Annotated in this window: 15 protein-coding genes; 9 read left to right on the plus strand and 6 right to left on the minus strand. The window is 38.9% G+C overall.

What is annotated here, in order from left to right; all coding sequences use genetic code 11:
• Positions 1 to 75: 75 nt before the first annotated feature.
• Positions 76 to 2,679 carry a penicillin-binding protein 1A gene (locus tag C3V42_RS02820; protein ID WP_106013564.1) on the plus strand — a complete coding sequence of 868 codons (2,604 nt, stop codon included), beginning with the start codon at positions 76 to 78 and terminating at the stop codon, positions 2,677 to 2,679.
• Positions 2,680 to 2,751: 72 nt separating this feature from the next.
• Positions 2,752 to 3,597 carry a 23S rRNA (adenine(2030)-N(6))-methyltransferase RlmJ gene (locus C3V42_RS02825; protein ID WP_106013565.1) on the plus strand — a complete coding sequence of 282 codons (846 nt, stop codon included), beginning with the start codon at positions 2,752 to 2,754 and terminating at the stop codon, positions 3,595 to 3,597.
• A gap of 66 nt (positions 3,598 to 3,663) precedes the next feature.
• On the opposite strand, the gene C3V42_RS02830 is transcribed toward C3V42_RS02825, so the two are convergent.
• Positions 3,664 to 4,005, minus strand: coding sequence for a carboxymuconolactone decarboxylase family protein (locus C3V42_RS02830; protein ID WP_005627672.1), 342 nt, complete (start codon positions 4,003 to 4,005; stop codon positions 3,664 to 3,666).
• Between the two features lie 111 nt (positions 4,006 to 4,116).
• On the opposite strand from C3V42_RS02830, the gene C3V42_RS02835 reads away from it, so the two are divergent.
• The 3 genes from C3V42_RS02835 (at position 4,117) to C3V42_RS02845 (ending at position 8,108) form a co-directional block, all read left to right on the plus strand.
• Positions 4,117 to 5,013, plus strand: coding sequence for an AraC family transcriptional regulator (locus C3V42_RS02835; RefSeq protein WP_106013566.1), 897 nt, complete (start codon positions 4,117 to 4,119; stop codon positions 5,011 to 5,013).
• 79 nt (positions 5,014 to 5,092) lie between these two features.
• A complete protein-coding gene (locus C3V42_RS02840; protein ID WP_106013567.1) occupies positions 5,093 to 6,937 on the plus strand; it encodes an ABC transporter ATP-binding protein in 1,845 nt (614 codons plus the stop codon).
• 46 nt (positions 6,938 to 6,983) lie between these two features.
• On the plus strand, positions 6,984 to 8,108 hold the full coding sequence (locus C3V42_RS02845) for a cytochrome c peroxidase (protein WP_106013568.1): 1,125 nt from the start codon (positions 6,984 to 6,986) through the stop codon (positions 8,106 to 8,108).
• Positions 8,109 to 8,239: 131 nt separating this feature from the next.
• Here the strand turns inward: C3V42_RS02845 and serA are convergent, their stop codons facing one another.
• From serA to lon, 4 genes are all read right to left on the minus strand, one after another.
• The gene (gene serA, locus C3V42_RS02850) at positions 8,240 to 9,472 is read right to left on the minus strand and encodes a phosphoglycerate dehydrogenase (RefSeq protein WP_106013569.1); all 1,233 of its coding nucleotides are present in this window, start codon (positions 9,470 to 9,472) and stop codon (positions 8,240 to 8,242) included.
• A 29-nt stretch (positions 9,473 to 9,501) separates the two neighbouring features.
• Positions 9,502 to 10,161 carry a ribose-5-phosphate isomerase RpiA gene (rpiA, locus tag C3V42_RS02855; RefSeq protein WP_048952943.1) on the minus strand — a complete coding sequence of 220 codons (660 nt, stop codon included), beginning with the start codon at positions 10,159 to 10,161 and terminating at the stop codon, positions 9,502 to 9,504.
• Between the two features lie 102 nt (positions 10,162 to 10,263).
• Positions 10,264 to 11,415, minus strand: a complete 1,152-nt coding sequence (hemW, locus tag C3V42_RS02860) for a radical SAM family heme chaperone HemW (RefSeq protein ID WP_106013570.1) — start codon at positions 11,413 to 11,415, stop codon at positions 10,264 to 10,266.
• Positions 11,416 to 11,549: 134 nt separating this feature from the next.
• Positions 11,550 to 13,964, minus strand: coding sequence for an endopeptidase La (gene lon / locus C3V42_RS02865; RefSeq protein WP_106013571.1), 2,415 nt, complete (start codon positions 13,962 to 13,964; stop codon positions 11,550 to 11,552).
• A 189-nt stretch (positions 13,965 to 14,153) separates the two neighbouring features.
• Between lon and C3V42_RS02870 the strand changes: the two genes are divergently transcribed.
• Positions 14,154 to 15,029 carry a VirK/YbjX family protein gene (locus tag C3V42_RS02870; RefSeq protein ID WP_106013572.1) on the plus strand — a complete coding sequence of 292 codons (876 nt, stop codon included), beginning with the start codon at positions 14,154 to 14,156 and terminating at the stop codon, positions 15,027 to 15,029.
• 48 nt (positions 15,030 to 15,077) lie between these two features.
• Here C3V42_RS02870 and mazG read toward each other — a convergent pair whose 3' ends face one another.
• Complete coding sequence (gene mazG, locus C3V42_RS02875; RefSeq protein WP_106013573.1) at positions 15,078 to 15,869, minus strand: nucleoside triphosphate pyrophosphohydrolase; 792 nt, start codon at positions 15,867 to 15,869, stop codon at positions 15,078 to 15,080.
• A 139-nt stretch (positions 15,870 to 16,008) separates the two neighbouring features.
• Here mazG and pyrR point away from each other — a divergent pair, with 139 nt between their 5' ends.
• From pyrR to mltG, 3 genes are all read left to right on the plus strand, one after another.
• Complete coding sequence (gene pyrR, locus C3V42_RS02880; RefSeq protein ID WP_048952948.1) at positions 16,009 to 16,548, plus strand: bifunctional pyr operon transcriptional regulator/uracil phosphoribosyltransferase PyrR; 540 nt, start codon at positions 16,009 to 16,011, stop codon at positions 16,546 to 16,548.
• Between the two features lie 74 nt (positions 16,549 to 16,622).
• On the plus strand, positions 16,623 to 17,612 hold the full coding sequence (locus C3V42_RS02885) for a peptidylprolyl isomerase (RefSeq protein ID WP_106014303.1): 990 nt from the start codon (positions 16,623 to 16,625) through the stop codon (positions 17,610 to 17,612).
• Between the two features lie 69 nt (positions 17,613 to 17,681).
• Complete coding sequence (gene mltG / locus C3V42_RS02890; RefSeq protein ID WP_106013574.1) at positions 17,682 to 18,725, plus strand: endolytic transglycosylase MltG; 1,044 nt, start codon at positions 17,682 to 17,684, stop codon at positions 18,723 to 18,725.
• Positions 18,726 to 18,737: the final 12 nt, after the last annotated feature.

An 18,737-nucleotide genomic window follows, 5' to 3' on the forward strand; every position in this document is an offset into this window, starting at 1 on the left:
TGAATCTTTTATACTTAGCAACCAAATCATAGGTCTCTTGACAAGAATATTCATTAACGAAGCGAGAATTTTACGATGCGGATCGCAAAATTAATATTTAGTACCCTATTAACTTTATGTATTTTAGGTTTAGTCGCAGGCGGAATGCTGTATTTCCACCTAAAATCAGAATTGCCCTCAGTAGAAGCATTAAAAACCGTTGAATTACAACAGCCAATGCAGATTTATACGGCCGACGGTAAATTAATTGGTGAAGTGGGTGAGCAACGACGTATTCCAGTGAAATTAGCAGATGTGCCACAACGCTTAATTGATGCATTTTTAGCGACGGAAGATAGCCGCTTTTACGATCATCACGGATTAGACCCTATCGGCATTGCCCGAGCATTGTTTGTTGCAGTGAATAATGGTGGCGCATCACAAGGTGCAAGTACGATCACCCAACAATTAGCACGTAACTTTTTCTTAACCCCAGAAAAAACCATTATTCGTAAAGCTCGTGAAGCCGTGCTTGCCGTAGAAATTGAAAATACCCTCACCAAACAAGAAATCTTAGAACTTTATTTAAACAAAATCTTTTTAGGCTATCGTTCTTATGGTGTTGCAGCTGCTGCACAAACCTATTTCGGTAAATCATTAAATGAATTGACGTTATCGGAAATGGCTATTATCGCAGGCTTACCAAAAGCGCCTTCAACCATGAACCCGCTTTATTCTTTAAAACGTTCAGAAGAACGCCGCAATGTGGTGTTAAGCCGAATGTTGGATGAAAAATACATCAGCAAAGAAGAATATGATGCTGCATTAAAAGAGCCAATCGTCGCGAGTTATCATGGTGCAAAATTTGAATTTCGTGCTGATTATGTCACTGAAATGGTACGCCAAGAAATGGTTCGCCGTTTTGGTGAAGAAAATGCCTACACCAGTGGTTATAAAGTATTTACCACTGTACTTTCAAAAGACCAAGCTGAAGCACAAAAAGCCGTACGTAACAACTTAATTGATTACGATATGCGTCGTGGGTATCGTGGTGGTGCGCCTTTATGGCAAAAAAATGAAGCTACTTGGGATAATGAACGTATTCTAGCGTTTTTACGTAAATTACCAGATTCTAACCCATTTATTCCAGCTGCCGTGGTTGGAATGGCAAAAGGTGGTGCGGATCTATTATTAGCATCAGGTGAAAAAATGACGCTATCCACTAATGGAATGCGTTGGACTGGCAGAAGTAATCCTGTAAAAGTAGGTGAGCAAATTTGGATTCGTCAACGCACTAATGGTGAATGGCAATTAGGGCAAATTCCAGCAGCAAACTCTGCGTTAGTATCTCTTAACTCAGATAATGGCGCGATTGAAGCCATTGTTGGTGGCTTTAGCTATGAACAAAGTAAGTTCAACCGTGCAACACAATCCTTAGTTCAAGTGGGTTCTTCTATTAAACCATTTATTTACGCAGCGGCATTAGAAAAAGGTTTAACACTTTCTAGCGTATTACAAGACAGCCCAATTTCTATTCAAAAACCTGGACAAAAATTGTGGCAACCCAAAAACTCACCTGATCGTTACGATGGCCCAATGCGTTTACGCGTAGGATTAGGTCAATCCAAAAATATGATTGCTATTCGTGCGATCCAAACGGCAGGTATTGATTTTACAGCAGAATTTTTACAGCGTTTTGGCTTTAAACGTGATCAATATTTTGCAAGTGAAGCCTTAGCACTTGGCGCAGCCTCTTTCACACCATTAGAAATGGCTAGAGCTTATGCGGTGTTTGATAATGGCGGTTTCCTCATTGAACCTTATATCATTGAAAAAATTCAAGATAACACGGGTAATGACTTATTTGTTGCAAACCCTAAAATTGCTTGTATTGAATGTAATGATCTCCCTGTGGTTTATGGTGAAACGAAAGATAAAATCAACGGCTTTGCGAATATTCCTTTAGGCGAGAATGCCTTAAAACCATCAGATGACAGTACAAACGGTGAAGAAGTTGATCAACAACCTGAAACTGTGCCTGAATTGCCAGAATTACAGTCAAATGTTACCGCACTTAAGGAAGATGCAATTGATTTAATGGCAGCAGCAAAAAATGCCTCCTCGAAAACAGAATATGCGCCACGTGTCATTAGTGGCGAACTTGCCTTTCTCATTCGTAGTGCCTTAAATACTGCGATTTATGGCGAACAAGGTTTAAGCTGGAAAGGAACCAGCTGGCGTATCGCACAAACCATTAAACGTAACGATATAGGCGGTAAAACAGGTACCACCAATAGTGCAAAAGTGGCTTGGTATGCGGGATTTGGTGCAAACTTAGTCACCACAACTTATGTTGGGTTTGATGACAATAAACGCGAATTAGGTAAAGGTGAAGCGGGTGCGAAAACTGCAATGCCAGCTTGGGTCGCTTATATGAAAACAGCATTGAGCGACAAACCTGAACGTAAATTACCATTACCACCAAAAATTATGGAAAAAAGTATTGATACGATGACTGGTTTGCTCTCTCCATCCGGTGGACGAAAAGAATACTTTATTGTAGGAACTGAACCAACCCGTACATACGTTTCCGAAATGCAAGAGCGTGGTTACTATGTTCCACCAGAATTACAACAACGCTTAAATGGTACTGGAGGAAAAGCGCCAGTGCCAGTTAGCCAGCCAGAAGAACTCTTCTAAAAATGACCGCACTTTAGTGCATAATCAGGCGAGTCAATTGGCTCGCCTTCGTTATTAAACAAAGGATATATTATGCTGAGTTATCGTCACTCATTCCATGCGGGCAATCATGCTGATGTCTTGAAACATATCGTCTTAATGCTCATTTTGGAAAATCTTAAACTCAAAGAAAAAGGCTTTTTTTATTTGGATACGCACTCAGGTGTAGGTCGTTATCGTTTATCCTCAAACGAATCAGAAAAAACGGGGGAATATAAAGAAGGCATTGGACGCTTGTGGGATCAAACAGACTTACCCGAAGATGTTGCTCGTTATGTAAAAATGATCAAAAAACTCAATTATGGTGGCAAAGAACTACGTTATTACGCTGGCTCACCGTTAATTGCCGCGGAATTGTTGCGCCCACAAGATCGCGCACTATTGACAGAGCTTCATCCTAGCGATTATCCAATTCTTCGCAATAATTTTAGTGACTACAAAAATGTCACCGTAAAATGTGACGATGGCTTTCAACAAGTCAAAGCAACGCTACCTCCAAAAGAACGCCGTGGCTTGGTGCTAATCGATCCGCCTTATGAATTAAAAGAAGATTATGATCTTATCGTCAAAGCCATTGAAGAGGGCTATAAACGTTTTGCCACTGGCACTTATGCGATTTGGTATCCCGTTGTATTACGCCAACAAACTAAACGTATTTTTAAGGGCTTAGAAGCAACAGGAATTAGAAAAATTCTAAAAATTGAGCTAGCCGTTCGCCCTGATAGCGATCAACGAGGTATGACGGCAGGCGGTATGGTAGTAATTAATCCACCTTGGACATTAGAAACCCAAATGAAAGAAATTTTACCTTATCTCACAAAAACATTAGTTCCAGAAGGTACAGGAAGCTGGACGGTCGACTGGATTACACCGGAATAGAAAAATGAGCATTACCAGAAGATAACGCTCATTTTAATCAACTTAACTCTATGGAATGACGGGTAATTAACCTTTCTGTACGTTATATGCTTCCAATGCACGTAAAGAATAAGTATAAGCCGCGCCTGCATTTAATGCGATAGACATTGCTAATGCTGCAGCCACTTCAGCTTCGCTTGCGCCAGCTTTTACAGCTTCTTCTGCGTGTACGCTAATGCAGCTTTCGCAACGAGTTGTTACAGCAACTGCTAATGCGATAAGCTCACGAGTTTTAGCGTCAAGCACATTGCCTTCTGCCGCTGCTGCGCCTAATGCTTGGTAAGCTTGTAACATTTTTGGATATTGTTTACCTAACGCACCAAATGATTTTTTAACGTGTGATGTTTCTTCTTTCCAATCTGCAAACATAATGTTCTCCTAAATATATTGAATTAATAACGAACTGGTATGGCAAATTATAGGCAGATTGGATTATGATACTTGCTTATTTATCTCAATTTTTATCGCTAACATCTCATTATGGATTATTTAGATAAACTCACCCATTTAGCACAAGTGCGTGGGGAAATTAATATTCGCTGTGAATTTCAAGGTGAATGGCAAGTCGCCCATCAAGAAAAAGATGCAGGAAAAGGCGTATTCCATCTTATTGAACAAGGCGAATGCTGGCTTACACTCGAACAAAAGCAATTTCATTTAAAGGAAGGTGATATCTTTTTCCTTCCCCAAAATCAACCGCACTTTATGCGTCATTCATCCAACCAAATAAAGGACGCATCATTGAAAAAAAGCTGGCAAGGTGCATTTGAATTGTATCAAGTAGGGCAAGGCACACCAGATTTAAAAATGTTCTGCGGTGCATTTTATTATCAGCAAGATGCTCTCCTCACAGCTTCTATGCCTGAATATTTGCATCTCAATTTATGCGATACACCGATTCATCCTTTGGTTCAACTTTTTCTACAAGAAGCACAAAAAAACGATGCAGGTACGAAATCAGTCGTCGATGCACTTTCGAATGTGCTTTTAATTTATATTTTACGCCATGCGATTCAAGAGAACTTAATTACAGGCGGTGTGCTACTTGCGTTGCAAGACAAGCGATTAAATACGGTGCTAGGTGCGATATTACAACACCCTCAAGAAGATTGGCGAATTGAACAGTTAGCCGATCTTTCTGCAATGTCTCGTGCAAACTTTATTCGTGTTTTTCAGCAACAACTTGGTATGTCGCCAGGGCGTTTTATTACTCAAGTGCGGTTACAATCGGCAGCGTTTTTATTAAAGCAATCCCAACAATCTGTGCTTGCCATTGCTTTAGAGGTAGGATATCAATCGGAAGCGCATTTTAGTAAAGCCTTCAAGAATTACTACCAAATTTCGCCAAGCCAATACAGAAAATCTGCCAGCCTATAAATTGGAGAATTTTTGCGCTATAATCGCCAAGTTTTTTTGAAAGGCAACATCTGTTGCCTTTTCTTTTTAAGGAAAAGATATGTTTAACAAAATTTTTTCGTGGTTTGAAAACCGTTTAAATCCTTATCCAGAAGGTAATCCAACAACACCTAAAAAAGGCTTATTGCGTTTTATTTGGTCTAGCATTGAAGGAATGAAAGGCTGGATTCTCTTACTGACAGTACTAACGGTTGGTACCGGTGTAATGGAAGCCGTATTATTCCAATTTATGGGAACGCTTGTAGATTGGTTAGGGACATTTACGCCTGAGACATTATGGCAAGAAAAAGGCCATTTATTAATTGGCATGGCTGCCCTATTACTTGTTAGTATTGTGTGGGGATTTTTAGCCTCTACCGTACGTTTACAAACCTTACAAGGCGTATTTCCAATGCGATTACGTTGGAATTTCCATCGTTTAATGCTTGGACAAAGTTTGAGTTTTTATCAAGATGAATTTGCCGGCAGAGTGTCTGCCAAAGTAATGCAAACCGCACTTGCTGTTCGTGATACAGTGCTCACACTTGCGGATATGCTTGTATATGTCATCGTATATTTTATTACATCAGGATTAGTTCTCGCAGCATTAGATTCTTGGTTCTTACTGCCATTTATTGCTTGGATTACGATTTTTATTTTTATCCTACGAACCCTCATTCCTAAATTATCAAAAACTGCACAACGACAAGCTGATGCTCGTTCTTTAATGACAGGACGCATTACAGATGCTTATTCCAATATTGCCACAGTAAAATTATTCTCTCATGGTTCGCGTGAGGCCGCTTATGCCAAACGTTCTATGGAAGATTTTATGGTGACGGTACACGCCCAAATGCGCTTAGCCACATCACTGGACACGCTCACCTATTCAGCTAATATTTTACTTACACTGAGCACAGCCGTACTCGGCATTATTTTATGGAAAAATGGTCAAGTTGGCGTGGGTGCAATAGCAACGGCAACGGCAATGGCATTACGCGTAAATGGGCTGTCTCGCTGGATTATGTGGGAATCTGCCCGTTTGTTTGAGAATATCGGAACCGTAAACGACGGAATGAATACTTTAACTAAACCTCACACTATTGTGGATAAACCTCAAGCATCGCCGTTACAAGTGAAACAAGGGGAAATTAAATTTAACGATATTACCTTTGCTTACGATCCGACAAAACCATTACTCAATCATTTCAATCTCACCATCAAACCAGGTGAAAAAGTGGGATTGATCGGTCGTTCTGGTGCAGGAAAATCTACAATTGTGAACTTATTGCTGCGTTTCTATGAAGCACAACAAGGCGCGATTACCATTGATGGGCAAAATGTACTAGATGTGCAACAAGAAAGCCTACGCCGCCAAATTGGTTTAGTGACTCAAGACACTTCGCTGCTACATCGCTCTGTTCGTGACAATATTATTTATGGACGCCCTAATGCCACAGATGAAGAGATGATTTTAGCAGCTGAACGAGCAGAAGCCGCTGATTTCATTCCATTCCTCACTGATGCTCAAGGCAGAAAAGGCTATGATGCCCATGTGGGTGAACGCGGTGTCAAACTTTCAGGTGGTCAGCGTCAGCGCATTGCTATTGCTCGTGTCATGTTAAAAGATGCACCAATTCTATTGTTAGATGAAGCCACAAGCGCGCTGGATTCGGAAGTGGAAGTGGCAATACAAGAAAGTCTCGATAAAATGATGGAAAATAAAACAGTGATTGCCATTGCCCATCGTTTATCCACTATCGCAGCGATGGATCGTCTGATTGTGCTTGATAAAGGACAAATTGTTGAACAAGGTACCCATGCTGAATTACTGGAACAAAATGGACTATATGCAAAACTATGGGCTCACCAAAGCGGTGGATTCTTGAGTGAACATATAGAATAAAACCCAAAGTGCGGTTTGTTTTTACCTATTTTTTATTGGAGTCTAAATGAAAAAATTATTACTTCTTATGTTAATTCTCCCTACTCTATGTCTAGCACAGGGAAAAAAAATCGATCCTATTTTACTCGGTCTTGGAGAAGTTTTCTTTTTTGATAAATCCCTCTCTCATAATAAGACCCAATCCTGCTCCACTTGCCATATGCCAGCAGCAGCCTTTGCTGACTTGCGTCAAAATGACATCGCTCATATGGTCTCTCAAGGAGATGATCCAACAAAATTTGGTAACCGTAACACGCCAACTGCACTTTATGCTAAGTATTCACCTAGCTTCCATTTTGATGAAAAAATTAAAGATTATGTGGGCGGACAATTCTGGGATGGTAGAGCAAAAGATCTTGCAGAACAAGCTGGAGGTCCGCCATTAAACCCTGTAGAAATGGGCATGAAAGATAAAGCAGATGTAGTAAAACGTATTGAAGAAAATCAAGCCGTGAAAGATTACATTACAAAATATTTCGGTGCCGAAATATGGAAAGATAATCAGAAAATATATGCCATTATGGAACAAGCATTAGCTACTTTTGAACATTTAGATTTATTTAACCAATTCAGCTCAAAATACGACCGCACTTTAGCTGGAAAGGATACCCTCACAGAACAAGAATCTTTAGGAAAAGCATTATTTTTTGATAAAGAAAAAACAAATTGCAGTAATTGTCATCAATTACAGACAGACGATCACGAAGAAGAAACTTTCACAAACTATCGTTATTTCAATCTTGGTGTTCCTAAGAATGAAACCTTAATTGCACATAATAAATTAGACAATAACTGGATTGATAATGGCTTGCTTGATAATCCAATGGTAAAAGGGGATGAAAAACAAAAAGGAAAATTCAAAGTGCCCACACTCCGTAATGTCGCAGTTACTGCTCCTTACATGCACAATGGAGTCTTTAAAGAACTTCACACCGTATTATTATTCTTAGATAGCTACAATAACCCTGCACGAAAAATTAATCCAGAAACCGGTAAGCCCTGGGATTTGCCCGAATATGCACCAACTGTAAGCCACGACGCGCTTAAAGGAAAACCATTAACTGATACAGAAATTGATGCACTAGAATCTTTTTTAAAGACCTTAACAGATGCACCTTATGAAAGAAATTAGGAAAACTAGACAATTTTTAATTAAATTGAAGCCATCCTAAAATCTAGGATCTCCTTTAATTAATCTAGCGAGTAAAATTTTCATACTCTACAAATAACCCAACTTATCTTATAAGTTGGGTTATTTTCTAACTAATAAAGTACCCGCGCACGAATTGTGCCATCGATTTCCTTCAATTTTGTCAGTAATGGCGATGCATCATTCGTTTCTACATCCACGACAACATAACCAATTTTGGGGTCAGTTTGCAAATATTGCGCGGCAATATTGAGGTTGGCCTCGACGAAAATTTGGTTCAGTTTGTTCAATATACCAGGACGATTTTCGTGAATATGCAATAAGCGTTTTGTTCCCTCGTGTTCTGGTAAAGATACTTCAGGGAAGTTAACTGAAGACAGCGTTGAACCATTGTCTGAATATTTGACAAATTTGCCTGCCACTTCAAAACCGATATTTTCTTGTGCTTCTGCTGTTGAACCGCCGATATGTGGTGTCAAAATAACATTATCAAATTCGCGTAACGGTGAGACAAATTCCTCGTTAATTGACGCAGGTTCAATTGGGAATACATCAATTGCGGCACCGTGAATTTTCCCGTCTTTTAAGGCTTGAGCAAGAGCATCAATATCTACCACTGTGCCACGCGCAGCATTGATTAAAATGGCACCTTGTTTTAATTGTGCGATACGCTCAGCGTTCATTAAGTTTTTGGTAGATGGCAGCTCTGGCACATGTAATGAAACCACATCGCAAGAACTGAGTAATTCTTCAAGGCTACGAACCTGTTTGGCATTACCGAGCGGAAGTTTATTTTCGATATCGTAGAAATGTACATCCATACCTAATGATTCCGCAATAATACTTAATTGTGAACCAATGTGGCCGTAACCAATAATTCCTAATCTTTTACCCCGCACTTCATGAGATCCCGTCGCTGATTTATTCCAGACGCCACGATGTACTTCGGCATTAGCCTGTGGCACATTGCGCATAAGTAATAAAATCTCGCCTAATACAAGTTCTGCGACGGAACGAGTGTTTGAGAATGGGGCATTAAATACAGGAATTCCACGTGCTTTTGCCGCGTTTAAATCCACTTGGTTGGTGCCAATACAGAAACATCCCACTGCGATTAATTTGGGTGCAGCTTCAATCATTTCTGCCGTTAAATGGGTGCGAGAACGCAAGCCGATAAAGTGTGCATCTTTAATGGCTTCTTTTAATTCATTACCATCTAGTGCTTTTTTATAGTAATCAATATTGGTATAGCCTGCCGCATGGAGCGTATCAAGTGCGCTTTGATGCACACCTTCAAATAATACAAATTTGATTTTTGATTTGTCTAGAGAGACTTTGTTTGTCATGTTTGCTTCCTTATAATTTTTATTATGAATTAGTCAATAATTTTGGCGCCTTCAGGCGTACCGACGATCACAACGTCTGCGCCACGTAACGCGAATATCCCGTTAGTGACGACACCCGCAACGTTGTTTAATTCTTTTTCCATTTCAACTGGATTTAAAATAGTAAAGTTGTGCACATCTAAAATCACATTGCCGTTGTCAGTCACCACTCCTTCACGATATTCCGGTGCGCCACCAAGTGCGGCTAATTTTCTGCCTACTTGTGAACGAGCCATTGAAATAACTTCAACTGGTAATGGGAAGGTCGAACCTAACACATCCACTTGTTTACTCGAATCCACAATACAAATAAATTTTTTCGCTAATGCAGCGACGATTTTTTCACGAGTGAGTGCTGCGCCACCACCTTTAATCATCATTTTTTGTGGATTGATTTCATCTGCACCATCCACATAAATATCTAAGCTAGAGACATCATTTGCATTAAATACTTCGATACCTTGTTTACGTAATAATTCTTCTGATGCTTTTGAAGCCGCTACTGCGCCTTGAATTTTATCTTTGATTGTACCTAAAGCCTCAATAAAGCAGTTCACCGTGGAGCCGCTTCCCACGCCAACAATTGTGTCAGCTTTTACATATTGTAATGCGGCTTGTGCGGCGAGTTTTTTCATTTCTAATTGATTCATTTCTTTTCCTTATTCTAATAAGTAAACGATTGAGTTACTTTATTACGAGAGTATTTAATAAACAAGTGTAATTTTTCAGCAATGAGAGGTTTAACGGATGAGCTACGATTCCGTTAAAAATAATTCCAATAGTTCATTGAGAAATAACTTGCCATGCTCAGTGATTTGCCAAGAATCAGCGTTTTCCACAATATAGTTTTGTTGAATGGCAAAATCAATTTGATTTTTCACCGCACTTTGAGATAAACCTGTGTAATCTTCAAATTCTTGTTTGGGCACCGCTTCTAACAAACGAAAGCGATTCATAAAAAACTCAAAAGGGCGGTCAATTTCTGGCACGTTTTTTTCTTCGTAAAGATATTCGCCACGCAAATAACCTTTCGGGTGCTTGGTTTTAGAAAAGCGGGTAATCTCGCCATTAGGGAAGGTCAGTTTCCCATGTGCGCCACAGCCAATAGCTAAATAATCCCCAAACCGCCAATAATTCAAATTATGTTTACATTGAAAACCCGCTTTTGCGTAAGCCGATGTTTCATATTGCTGGTAGCCTGCCGCGGTTAACAGTTGGTGGCCTTGTTCAAAAATATCCCAAAGCTCATCATCATCTGGCAATTTAGGTGGGCGGTAAGCAAACATCGTATTTGGCTCAATAGTAAGCTGGTACCAAGAAAGGTGAGGAGGAGATAGCTCAATAGCTTGGCGAAGATCATCTAAGGCTTCTTCCAACGTTTGGTTTGGCAAACCGTGCATTAAATCTAAATTGAAACTTTTTAGCCCAGAAACTTTCGCTAAATTGACCGCACTTTTTGCCTCTGCTGCATTATGAATCCGCCCAAGACGCTGTAATTTGTCATCATTAAAGCTTTGTATTCCCATAGAAATTCGCGTAATGCCTGCTGATACATAACCTTTAAAGCGTTCAGCTTCTACCGTACCGGGATTCGCTTCTAATGTGATTTCAATATTATCTTCAAAATCAATCTGCTTTTTTATTTCTTTTAAGAGATACGCAATGCTTTCTGCCGAGAACAAACTTGGCGTACCGCCACCAATAAAAATTGAATGGAGTTTTCGCTGTTGAATAGAATCTTTAAAGCGCTGTAAATCGGCCTGCAGATCTTTCAGAAGATGATGAATATAGTCTTGTTCTGGTATATCGCCTTTTTGTGCGTGCGAATTAAAATCACAATAAGGGCATTTTTGAACGCACCATGGAATGTGTACATAAAGGGAAAGTGGAGGAAGTTTGAGCATGGTGTTATTAACAAGTTTTAAATGTGAGAACAGTTAGAAAAAGTACAAATTAACGTTGTGTAAATATGAAATCTTAACTGACGTAGTGAACGTTGATAAAAAGGGCCTGTTTTCACAAGCCCTAAAACATTCAATTAATTGACCGCTCTTGTTGTCTTATTGGTCGCTTTACGGCGGGGTGATTTTGCCGCTTTAGCTTCAATTTTGACAAATTCAATGCCTTCAGGTGGATTTTCCAACGCAAGACCAAGAACTTCATCAATGGTTTCCACCGCATGAATCGCAAGATTTTGTTTCACGTTTTCTGGAATTTCTTCGAGATCTTTAACGTTCTCTTTTGGAATTAATACAGTTTTAATTCCCCCACGATGTGCGGCAAGAAGTTTTTCTTTTAATCCACCGATTGGTAATACTTTTCCGCGTAAACTGATTTCACCTGTCATGGCTACATCAGCACGTACAGGATTACCTGTTAAACAAGAAACTAATGCAGTACACATTGCAATACCTGCACTCGGGCCATCTTTTGGTGTAGCACCATCTGGCACGTGAATGTGAATATCGCGTTTCTCATGGAATTCAGAATTGATACCCAATTTTTCAGCACGTGCGCGCACAACCGTCATTGCCGCTTGGATAGATTCTTTCATTACATCACCTAACGAGCCGGTAAATGTGAGTTTTCCTTTTCCAACAACGGAGGCGGTTTCAATAGTGAGTAAATCGCCGCCCACTTCTGTCCAAGCTAGGCCTGTCACTTCACCAATGCGGTTTTGTGTGTCGGCTTTGCCAAATTCAAAGCGTTTGACACCAAGATAATCGTGCAGATTATCTGAATTTACCGTGATAGATTTAAGTTTTGGATTTACCAATAAATTTTTCACTGCTTTACGGCAGATTTTTGAAATTTCACGTTCTAATCCACGAACACCCGCTTCACGTGTGTAATAGCGGATAATATCTAAAATTGCACTTTCTTCGACGGTAAGTTCGTCTTTCTTCAAACCATTACGTTCAATTTGTTTCGCTAACAAATGACGCATCGCGATATTAAGTTTTTCATCTTCGGTGTAACCAGAAAGACGAATAACTTCCATACGATCCAATAATGGGCCTGGAATGTTCATAGAGTTTGATGTTGCCACAAACATTACATCAGAAAGATCATAATCCACTTCTAAATAGTGATCGTTAAAGGTGGTGTTTTGCTCGGGATCTAATACTTCAAGCAATGCTGATGCTGGATCACCTCGCATATCGGATGCCATTTTGTCAATTTCATCAAGCAAGAATAATGGATTTTTCACCCCCACTTTTGCCATTTTTTGAATTAATTTACCTGGCAATGCACCAATATAGGTTTTACGGTGACCGCGAATTTCTGCCTCATCGCGAACACCGCCTAATGCCATGCGTACATATTTGCGACCAGTGGCATTAGCAATAGATTGACCAAGAGAAGTTTTACCTACGCCTGGAGGCCCGACTAAACAAAGAATTGGTCCTTTCACTTTGTTTAAACGAGCTTGTACTGCAAGATATTCAAGAATACGTTCTTTCACTCGTTCTAAACCATAGTGATCGGCATCTAATACTTGTTGTGCTTTCAAAATGTCTTTTTTCACTTTAGAACGTTGATGCCAAGGCACTTGGATCATCCATTCAATGTAGCTACGAACAACGGTTGCTTCAGAAGACATGGCTGACATCATTTTGAGTTTTTGTAACTCATTTTCCACTTTATTGCGCACATCTGCTGGCATGCCAGCAGCTTCTACTTTTTGACGAAGTTGTTCAACTTCATCAATCGTATCCTCACTTTCACCATCATCCATTTCTTTACGAATGGCTTTAATTTGCTCGCTTAGATAATAGTTACGCTGGCTTTTCTCCATTTGTTTCTTTACACGACCGCGAATGCGTTTTTCAACTTGAAGAATGTCTGCCTCTGATTCCATCATGCCAAGCAGATATTCTAGTCGGTCTTGTACGTTAGCAAGTTCCAAGACACTTTGTTTATGACGAACACTTACCGGTAAATGAGCCGCCATTGTGTCTGATAAACGATCTGCATCACCAAGACGATGAAGTGCATTTAATACATCTGCAGGGATTTTTTTATTTAAGGTGAGATAATTTTCGAATTCAGAAAGTACCGCTTTTTTCGCAACATCTAACTCTTTTTCATCACCATAAGTGGTTTCGATAGGGGTAATTTTTGCGGAAAAGCACTTTTCGCCATCTTCAAGGCTGTTAATTTTCGCGCGACTTTGACCTTCAACTAGCACTTTCACTGTGCCATCAGGTAGTTTTAGTAACTGAATAATATTAGCAACGGTACCCACATCAAATAAATCTTCAGGGGTCGGCTCTTCCAAATCTGCTTCTCTTTGAGATACCAAAAGAAGTTGTTTATCATCGTTCATCGCCTCTTCCAGGGCATTAATTGATTTCGCACGCCCTACAAAAAGTGGCATCACCATGTAAGGGAAAACGACGACATCGCGTAACGGCAATACGGGCATCGTACGTTGGGTATTCTTCGCCATAATTTATCTCTCTTAATTCTTTCTGATAATTTGGGTAAATATTGGGGTAGGGAAAAAGGAATTCAAGGAAAAGATTATAACAAAATCTGAGTTATAAAGTAGGTTTTAAACAAAAAAGAATTTTGGCAAATGACGTGATAATCGCTAGAATGACTGACAATTTTATTAAATTTCACAAAATATTGAGTTATGTCCACGAAAAATAATTTTATTTTCCCCACTTACGTTCAAATGTATCCTTATTCCAAGGATCGCCCTTTTCTCAAACAAGTGCGGGAAAAATTACGTTATTATGGCTATAAATGGTTGTATCAAAAGCAATGTAGCCAATTAGTGGATTTTCTTAATACAGAAACTCAATGGCAGCCTTTATTTACACAAGATTATTATCGTATAAATACAATTCTTACTACTTTTTGCGATAAACGCTTTTCTGCTTCAGAACGTTTAACGGCGATTACGGAGAATTTACGTTTAGCAGAAGAGAAAATGGGACGTTCGCTTTGCCAACAATTATTGGAACAACAAAATATCGTGTTAACGCAATTAACTGATGATTTGCGTTTATCTTTGAGTATCAACCATATCGATCCCTTTGAAGGGTATTTTTCTATTAACATTCGTAATCAACATGATGAACGAGTATACGATGCTTCTTTCACTTTTTTGAGCCCGAATAAATTGCTTATCGCCTCGATTCAAGGCCCTTCAAGTGACAATGCTCAAGAACTTGTAAAACAGGCTACGAAAGCATTGCACGGTATGCGTCCAATGTTTCTGTTGGTTTATGCGTTTAAAATGCTCGCTGAAAAATGGCAATGTGAGTTAGTGGGCATTCCGCACAAAGCGCAAGGAAAATATCGTCTTTCTGCGCGCAGTAAGATTTTGTTTAATTACGATGAGTTCTGGCAAGAGAATCAAGGGGAATATCGCCATAATTATTGGCAATTACCTTTGGATATTGAACGTAAACAATTAGAAGATATCGCAAGTAAAAAACGTTCTATGTATCGTAAACGTTATGAAATGTTAGACCAAATGGCATTGGATATTCAGCAACTTTAACAAAGAAAGAGCGGTAAAAATGAGAGAAATTTTTACCGCACTTTTCAATTAATTTTCTTGTTTTTTCACTTCATCCCACAACAAATCTAATTCAATAAGTGGCACATCATTAACTTGCTTACCTTGTTGTTGAACCGCTTGCTCTACTGCTCGGAAACGACGTTCAAATTTTAAATTCGCTTTCCGTAATGCATCTTCAGGATCACATTTTAAGTGGCGAGCAAGATTAACAGTTGCGAACAATAAATCGCCGATTTCCTCTTCTACTTTATTTTGTTCAATCGAAGTGCGGTTAATTTCAGTTTGAACTTCTTCTAACTCTTCCCGCACTTTGTCAAATACGGGTGAAATTTCCTCCCAATCAAACCCTACTTTTGAACAACGTTTTTGCAATTTTGCTGCTCGCGTAAGAGAAGGCAAAGCTCGAGGTATATTATCTAAAATAGAGGTTTCTTCATTTTTACCTTGCTTTTCTTTGGCTTTCATTTCGTTCCAACGAGAAAGGGCTTCTGTTTCGTCCCCCGCTTTTGCATCACCAAACACATGAGGATGACGGCGCACAATTTTTTCAGCAACATCTTGCAATACATCGTCAAAAGTAAAGTATTTATCTTCTGTAGCAAGCTGACTGAAGAAAACGACTTGCAACAATAAATCCCCTAATTCTTCGCGTAAATTTGGAATGTCTTTCTTCTCAATCGCTTCGATTACTTCGTAAGTTTCTTCCGTTAAGCAAGGAATCATGGATTCATAATTTTGTTTTAAATCCCAAGGGCATCCGCCATTTGGATTACGCAATTGAGCAATAAGTTGAATAAAATCCTGAATAGAATAATGCATTGTCTCGCCTCCTAATCAATAATCTATCTGTTTAGTAGTATAACGGAACAATAAGAAAAAGGGTGTAAATACAATCGCTTTTTAACTACTTTTTCTTTATACTCTAGCCCCTAGAAAATCTTTTATTAAGCTGGGCAAGATGGAAAAAATTATTATCGATCACGATCGTTTTTCTCGTACAATTTCACGAATTTCCCATGAAATCATTGAAAAACACCAATCTCTCGATAATGTAGTGATTGTTGGAATAAAACGCCGCGGGGCTGAAATTGCCGCATTATTGCAGCATAGAGTAGAAAAATTAAGTGGTAATAAATTACCATCTATGGAACTGGATATTACCTTTTACCGAGACGATCTAACCTTAGTAGATCAAGAGGATAAAATGCCTGTATACAGTGGCTCCTCACAATATTTGAATATTCAAGACAAAACAGTAATTCTTGTCGATGATGTACTTTTTACTGGTCGAACCATTCGAGCAGCAATGGATGCACTCACTGATTTTGGTAGAGCGGCAAAAATTGAGTTAGTCATTTTTATCGATCGTGGACATAGAGAACTACCAATTAGGGCTGACTATGTAGGAAAAAATGTCCCAACAAGTCGCGAGGAATTAGTACAAGTTCGCACTGAAAAATATGATGGTTGCTATGAAGTTGCTATTATTGGGAAATAATTACTGTCACTTGTGAACCTTCTTTAGAACTGATAATCTAAAGAGCATTGTTGATACTTTTTGATAAAACAGAAATGAAAAAATCTACATTTAAATCATTGTTTTTAGCCACTATTAGCGCCATTGTTTTAGCTTCTGTTGTAAAAGCCGAAGAACGTGTTGTAGCAATGGTAAATGGCGTTCCAGTCCTTGAAAGTCAGGTTCAAGCGAATATAGGAAAAAGTGGAGATCGCCAAGTTGCTTTAGATAAAATCATTGATGACATTTTGCTTCATCAAGCAATGCAAGATGTGAAAGCCCCTTCAATTGACCCTAAAGCATTAAATGCAGCTGTAGAGCAACAGCTTAATCATATTGCTGCAGCAAACAATTTAACCTTGGGTCAGTTCGCTATTGCGCTAAGTAATGAAGGTTCCTCACTAAATGAATTTCGCCAACGTATCGCAAAAGATGTCAAAAAAGCCTGGGAAAACCAATTACAAACGATGACCCGCGATGCAATTCGAAATAAAGCAATTCATGAAAGCGTGGATGTTGAACAAGCACGTAGTGAAGCTTGGGCCCTTGGACAAAAAATGTTAGAGGAAGCAAAAGAAAAAGGTTCCGTACAGAAAATAACAGGAAAAGAATATGAAGTTCGTCATATTTTGCTTAAACTAAATCCGATGCTAAATGATGCACAAGCCAAAGCAGAACTTACCAAAATTCGCTCAGATATTCTTGCTGGAAAAATTTCTTTCTCAGATGCAGCGTTAAAATATTCAAAAGATTATTTATCCGGCGCAAATGGCGGCAGTTTAGGTTATGCATTCCCTGAAACTTATGCGCCACAGTTTGCACAAACTGTTGTACAAAGTAAACAAGGAGTAATTTCTGCACCGTTTAAAACAGAGTTTGGCTGGCATATTTTAGAAGTGACAGGAATGCGAGATGGCGATCTTACTGCAGAAGCCTACGCACAAAAAGCCTATGAACATTTAGTAAATTCTCAATTGCAAGATGCAACAAAAGACTGGGTTAAAGCATTGCGTAAAAAAGCAGATATCCAATATTTTAATAAATGATTTAATGTTTAAAAGAAAGGGGCTTAATTGCCCCTTTTGTTGTTTTTTATTTTCTCTTTCTTATAGCTTATGAAGAAATTTTTAATTGCGATTTTACTTTTAATTTTGATTTTAGCGGGCGTGGCTAATTTTGGTTATTACAAAATTACTGAATTTGTAAAAACACCAGTAAATGTGCAGGCAGATCAACTTTTAACTATTGAACGTGGCACAACAGGTTCAAAATTAGCCGCACTTTTTGAGCAAGAAAAGTTAATTGATGATGGGAAATTATTACCTTATTTGCTGAAGTTGAAACCTGAGCTAAATAAAATAAAAGCTGGGACTTATTCTCTTGAGAATGTTAAAACTGTGCAAGATTTACTGGATTTGCTTAATTCAGGTAAGGAAGTGCAATTCAATGTAAAATGGATTGAAGGAAAAACCTTTAAAGATTGGCGAAAAGATCTTGAAAATGCACCGCACTTGGCGCAAACCTTGAAAAATAAGAGTAACGAAGAAATTTTCACATTACTTGATTTGCCAGATGTCGGTCAAAATCTTGAACTAAAAAATGTGGAAGGTTGGCTTTATCCTGATACTTATAACTATACGCCTAAATCGACAGACTTGGAGCTACTGAAGCGCTCAGCAGAGAGAATGAAAAAGGCGTTAAATAAGGCTTGGAACGAGCGTGACGAGGATTTACCTTTAGCGAATCCTTATGAAATGTTGATTTTGGCTTCTATCGTGGAAAAAGAAACGGGCGTGGCTGCTGAACGAGCAAAAGTGGCCTCTGTATTTCTCAACCGCTTAAAAGCAAAAATGAAATTACAAACGGATCCAACCGTAATTTATGGTATGGGTGAGAATTACAGTGGTAATATTCGTAAAAAAGATTTAGAAATGCCAACGCCTTATAATACTTATGTGATTGATGGATTACCACCAACGCCAATTGCTATGCCAAGTGAAAGCTCGTTACAGGCTGTTGCGAACCCTGAAAAAACAGATTTTTATTATTTTGTGGCAGATGGTTCTGGTGGACACAAATTTACCCGAAATTTGAATGAACATAATAAAGCAGTACAAGAATATTTACGTTGGTATCGCAGCCAGAAAAATGCCAAATAAAAGTGCGGAAGA

Source organism: Haemophilus sp. oral taxon 036 (assembly GCF_002998595.1).
GTDB classification, from domain to species: Bacteria; Pseudomonadota; Gammaproteobacteria; order Enterobacterales; family Pasteurellaceae; genus Haemophilus; species Haemophilus haemolyticus_K.

Excerpts from the sequence above, each read along its gene's own strand:
- C3V42_RS02820 (WP_106013564.1), top strand. The coding sequence starts at position 76 with ATGCGGATCGCAAAATTAATATTTAGTACCCTATTAACTTTATGTATT.
- C3V42_RS02825 (WP_106013565.1), top strand. The coding sequence starts at position 2,752 with ATGCTGAGTTATCGTCACTCATTCCATGCGGGCAATCATGCTGATGTC.
- C3V42_RS02830 (WP_005627672.1), bottom strand. The coding sequence starts at position 4,005 with ATGTTTGCAGATTGGAAAGAAGAAACATCACACGTTAAAAAATCATTT.
- C3V42_RS02835 (WP_106013566.1), top strand. The coding sequence starts at position 4,117 with ATGGATTATTTAGATAAACTCACCCATTTAGCACAAGTGCGTGGGGAA.
- C3V42_RS02840 (WP_106013567.1), top strand. The coding sequence starts at position 5,093 with ATGTTTAACAAAATTTTTTCGTGGTTTGAAAACCGTTTAAATCCTTAT.
- C3V42_RS02845 (WP_106013568.1), top strand. The coding sequence starts at position 6,984 with ATGAAAAAATTATTACTTCTTATGTTAATTCTCCCTACTCTATGTCTA.
- serA (WP_106013569.1), bottom strand. The coding sequence starts at position 9,472 with ATGACAAACAAAGTCTCTCTAGACAAATCAAAAATCAAATTTGTATTA.
- rpiA (WP_048952943.1), bottom strand. The coding sequence starts at position 10,161 with ATGAATCAATTAGAAATGAAAAAACTCGCCGCACAAGCCGCATTACAA.
- hemW (WP_106013570.1), bottom strand. The coding sequence starts at position 11,415 with ATGCTCAAACTTCCTCCACTTTCCCTTTATGTACACATTCCATGGTGC.
- lon (WP_106013571.1), bottom strand. The coding sequence starts at position 13,964 with ATGGCGAAGAATACCCAACGTACGATGCCCGTATTGCCGTTACGCGAT.
- C3V42_RS02870 (WP_106013572.1), top strand. The coding sequence starts at position 14,154 with ATGTCCACGAAAAATAATTTTATTTTCCCCACTTACGTTCAAATGTAT.
- mazG (WP_106013573.1), bottom strand. The coding sequence starts at position 15,869 with ATGCATTATTCTATTCAGGATTTTATTCAACTTATTGCTCAATTGCGT.
- pyrR (WP_048952948.1), top strand. The coding sequence starts at position 16,009 with ATGGAAAAAATTATTATCGATCACGATCGTTTTTCTCGTACAATTTCA.
- C3V42_RS02885 (WP_106014303.1), top strand. The coding sequence starts at position 16,623 with ATGAAAAAATCTACATTTAAATCATTGTTTTTAGCCACTATTAGCGCC.
- mltG (WP_106013574.1), top strand. The coding sequence starts at position 17,682 with ATGAAGAAATTTTTAATTGCGATTTTACTTTTAATTTTGATTTTAGCG.